Source organism: uncultured Mucilaginibacter sp. (assembly GCF_903913935.1).
In the GTDB taxonomy this organism is placed as follows: Bacteria; Bacteroidota; Bacteroidia; order Sphingobacteriales; family Sphingobacteriaceae; genus Mucilaginibacter.
Genome location: NZ_CAIWNH010000059.1, coordinates 1 through 4,093 on the forward strand (window position 1 = coordinate 1; position 4,093 = coordinate 4,093).

The 4,093-nt window shown below is 37.1% G+C and carries 5 protein-coding genes; 2 read left to right on the top strand and 3 right to left on the bottom strand.

Going from position 1 to position 4,093, the window contains the following annotated elements; translation table 11 throughout:
• On the top strand, positions 1–356 hold a 356-nt coding region (locus QZY09_RS02530; protein WP_295667707.1), incomplete at its 5' end, for a protein-export chaperone SecB.
• Between the two features lie 275 nt (positions 357–631).
• Complete coding sequence (locus QZY09_RS02535) at positions 632–889, top strand: hypothetical protein (RefSeq protein WP_295667709.1); 258 nt, start codon at positions 632–634, stop codon at positions 887–889.
• Here the strand turns inward: QZY09_RS02535 and QZY09_RS02540 are convergent, their stop codons facing one another.
• From QZY09_RS02540 to xseA, 3 genes are all read right to left on the bottom strand, one after another.
• Entirely contained in the window at positions 890–2,173 is a 1,284-nt protein-coding gene (locus QZY09_RS02540; protein ID WP_295667711.1) for a site-specific integrase, read from the bottom strand. It abuts the gene before it with no gap.
• Between the two features lie 286 nt (positions 2,174–2,459).
• A complete protein-coding gene (gene xseB / locus QZY09_RS02545; protein WP_295667713.1) occupies positions 2,460–2,684 on the bottom strand; it encodes an exodeoxyribonuclease VII small subunit in 225 nt (74 codons plus the stop codon).
• Positions 2,681–4,093 (bottom strand): exodeoxyribonuclease VII large subunit (xseA, locus tag QZY09_RS02550; protein WP_295667715.1); only part of this gene is annotated, 1,413 nt, incomplete at its 5' end. The genes xseB and xseA, both read right to left, overlap by 4 nt.

Below are 4,093 nucleotides of genomic sequence, written 5' to 3' on the forward strand. Positions count from 1 at the left end.
ATGATAATGAGGAGATCGTATTGGATGTAACTCCTTCTATTTTTTTGCATAAAGAATCTAAAGACTCTTTTGAAATTATTATGAGTGTAAATGTATCTGCCGAAGGATCGTTTGTTATTGAAACTAACGCGGTTGGTGCATTTACAATTGGCGAGGATGCAAGCGAAGAGTATCGAAAAATATTTATGAATGTTAATTCCCCTGCTATAATGTTTCCATATGTGAGAGCATTTCTTAGCACTATTACTGCTAGTTTTGGTACAAACGCCACTGGAACTATCACAATTCCTGCACTAACATTTACTGGCGAACTTGATATTATCAACCCTGATAGCGACGTGGTAACCTCGTCTTAATCTGCCATTCTTACTATTTTCTCTATTGTCATAATAGTCATGGCGATCTCCGGTGTCATCTTAAAACATCAATAAGTTGTCTTATTATTTAAGATGCCAGGATTTATAAGTCAGACTGCATTGTCCATATCTATTAACGCATCCGGGTTGTCTTCAAGAAATTGGCACTACAATTTTAATAACCAATAGTTATTATGGATTAATACTCTACATTTGATCGTCTTCGCAATTGTGGGGGTATTTGTATGGAGTTAACAATAACACACACAAATCTTATGGGTATCATAAGAACGGCGGTTGAAATAGCTTGTACTAAGACTATTATCGAAGCAGGGCTGTTAAACCCTTATTTAACTCTTAGTTCTGCATACAAACAGTATGGCAGGAGATCTGTTGATAAATGGATAAAGGAAGGAAGTATTACCGCGCATAAAACCGGTGATAAAAATTCCAAAGTCCAGCTTGACAGAATTGAACTTAGTATGCTGGTAAAATCAACCGAATTAATGGTTTATTTTAAACAGGCAGCATAATCAATCCCGCAAGGTATTCAATACCTTGCGGTTTGATTCATCAATCATCGAAAAATCCTTTTCAATATAAATATTAGCAAGTTTATGCCGGGGGTCCATGTGATTTAAAGCCAAATCAACCTCATCTTTTGTAACTTTACAATCGGTGAAAGCTATAGTGGCCCAGCTTGCACGCGCTGACCCTGAGGTGATATTTTTCTTTAGTTCAAGCTCGGTTGATGCTTGCTTTAAGCCAATATTTACTGCTTTTGTGAAATTATTGATTGTTTTATACCGGCTGTAAAAGTTAAAAATTCGCTTTTTACTGGTATCGGTGTATTTATCAATGATTGCCTGGGCTTCCGGTTCAACTTTTAAGGATATGAATGCCTTATCATCTCTCCGGCTTGCTGTTTTGCTTCTATTGTAGCTTAACTGCCCATTTTTTAGGTCTTTTGCCTTGAATAAGTCAATTAGGTTTATCCCAACCAGGTAAAAAGATAACATATACACATCCCTCCCTAAAATAGGCCTTTCGGCGCGTGTGGTTGGTTTGAAATCTCTTAGAAGTCTGATTTCATTTATCGGGATGTTTTTTCTGGGTGGCGTTTGTGGTTTGGTGATTTTAAATTTCTTAAAAGGATAGTGATTGATAAGGATTTCATTATTGTCTTCATCATTATACTCTTCCATAGCATCATTAAATAGGGAACGGATAATACGCATGTAGTTATTGATGCCATTGGCCATCGGCTTTAAAGTCCTTGTTTGGGGCTTTCCAAATTGATTTATCCGGGTTATAACCCTTTCGGTTTTTAGGTACTCTTCATACTCCGGCAAAGATTTATAGTTAATTTTATTAATGGAAATCTGGTCAGATTTAAAAAAATCCTGTAAACTGTTTAATACAGTTTGGTAGCCAATTGCAGTTTTATCGTCTTCTGCTTTTGTCTTTTTGTGTCGTTTCTCAATGGTTTTTTTTATAAAATCAGCAAAGTCCACTTCAACTTTTACGTTTTTATCAATTGCCTTTTTTAGGAGGTCAACCACCTGGGTCACTGTTAAGGCTGATGTGTCGGGTAAATCTTCAGCTAAAAGGCGGTACTCCTGCAGTTTTGTTTCTATTTTGATAAGTTTGGTTTTGTTGGTGATCTTTGTTTTTTTGACATTCAGATCTTCCTTTTTCACAAACATATCAGTGGTCAAATACTTCAATTTACGAAGATGTGTAACCCGGATTTTTACAGGCCAGGTGCCGTCTTCTTTTTTGTGGTGGGGGAGTATTACGCCTTTAAAAGTTACCATAATGTAAAACAGTTGTAAAACATTTTCGTTTATATGAACAAACTTATGTGTTTTTATGAAACGCTGGACAAAGTAAAAGTGCGTTTTTGTGCAATATAGGCTATTTATTTGACATGAGATAGGATTGCAAAAATTCAGAGCATCTGCCTTACAAGCAGAGGGTCACTGGTTCGAACCCAGTAACTCCCACGACTAACAATCAAGCACTTACGGCGATAAAAGCAGTAAGTGCTTTTTGTTTTACATCAATGTTGTAAAACAGTTGTAAAACATTTTAAAATCCATGTTAGTTATTTGGCCCATTGGTTGGCTTTTGTTCCATCTGGCTAATGATCTTATTTACTTCAAATTCGGTTTTCTGCAACTTTGATTGGCATAATGCAATAAGCTCTGATGCGCGTTTTACCTTTTCAGCCAAAACATCTACTGATACAGCTTCGTTTTGAATGTCAGCTTCTATTTCCCTTAATTCTTTGAACGCTGCCTCATAGGACATATTTGGATCGGTCATAATGCTTTTTTGTTTTGTAAAAGTGCTGTCAACTCTGTTTCCTTCATAATAACTGTAAAATTGTCTCCATTTTTCAGGCTTTCAGGGTCAGTAATGATACGGTTATTTAGTTTTACAATCGCAAATCCTCTTTTCAATGTATTTTCCGGAGATACAGCTTTAAAATATGTTATAGAGTGATTCAAGTATCCTCTTGTATTGGTTAAAAAGGCCTTTTGAAAATAAATGATATTATCGAATCTGTTTTCCAGTTCCTTTTTCTTTGCGGCCACTAATATCTTTGGTTTGCTGAGAAGTGTTCCTGTAAAATTAGCCAGCGCAATCCTATGATGGTATGGAATAGACCTTCCTTTGCCAATGATAACCTGTCTTATTTCATTTAAAAGGTTTTTTTCAGCCGAGAGCATCAGATATCCGGCGTTTGTAATTTTTGATTTTATCCCGGCAAGTTGGCTGTTTTTTGATGATAAGTTTTGTTGCACCTTAATCAATAGGTTCTTCTGTATTGTTAGCAGCTTTTCTTCAAATGCGCGGTTATTGTTTATGATAAACTCAGCCGATTTTGTAGGTGTTTTAACCGATGTATGGGCCATTAGATCAGCTATGGTGATGTTTTTTTGATGCCCAATGCCAGTGATTACCGGAATTGGAAAACGAGCTATTGCGCGGCCAACCAGGTAATGATCAAATATTAAAAAATCCGTTTGTGCCCCACCTCCTCTTATTATGACGACTACATCAAAGGCGGTGGTTGATTGATAAATTGCAATCAGTTTATCCTGCATTGCTACCGCGTTTGCTTCACCCTGCACCTGTGTAAAAAAAGGTATAATTTCAAATCTGTATCCATAAGGGTTATTTTCAAGGGTGTGTTGAAAATCCTGCCAGCCCGCTGAACCTGTAGCGCAAACAACAGCTATCCGCTGTATGACCAATGCAAGAGGTAAATTTTTATTTTTTGTCCAGTATTCGTCACCCCTTTTTTGGATGTATTGCGGATACTCCCTACAGAGCCGCTCCAGCGTTTGCTGGCGTTGCTGTTCGATGACTCCTAATGTGAAGTTTGGGTCTATATCAGTTACCTCTAATTTAAGCCCATAGGTGGCATGGAAGGTTACTTTAACCCTGATTAATACCTGAATATTATTTGTAAATCGCTGCCCGGTACGGGTTTCAAATAGGGCCAGTTCGCGTGCTCCATCGCCCCAGGCTGTTGCTGAAAACTTTGCTAAAATATTATTTGTATTGGGTTCTTTTTCTACGAGCTCGAAGTAATGATTGGTTGTACCGGCTTTATGATTGTGGTTAGTAACATCAGCAATCACCCAAAACTGGAGATGTTTAAAGGTATTATTTACAACCTGATCAATCTGAGAAGCAAGTTCTGACAATCTTATGTTTTTGTTTTC

Excerpts from the sequence above, each read along its gene's own strand:
- xseB (WP_295667713.1), bottom strand. The coding sequence starts at position 2,684 with ATGACCGATCCAAATATGTCCTATGAGGCAGCGTTCAAAGAATTAAGG.
- QZY09_RS02540 (WP_295667711.1), bottom strand. The coding sequence starts at position 2,173 with ATGGTAACTTTTAAAGGCGTAATACTCCCCCACCACAAAAAAGAAGAC.
- QZY09_RS02535 (WP_295667709.1), top strand. The coding sequence starts at position 632 with ATGGGTATCATAAGAACGGCGGTTGAAATAGCTTGTACTAAGACTATT.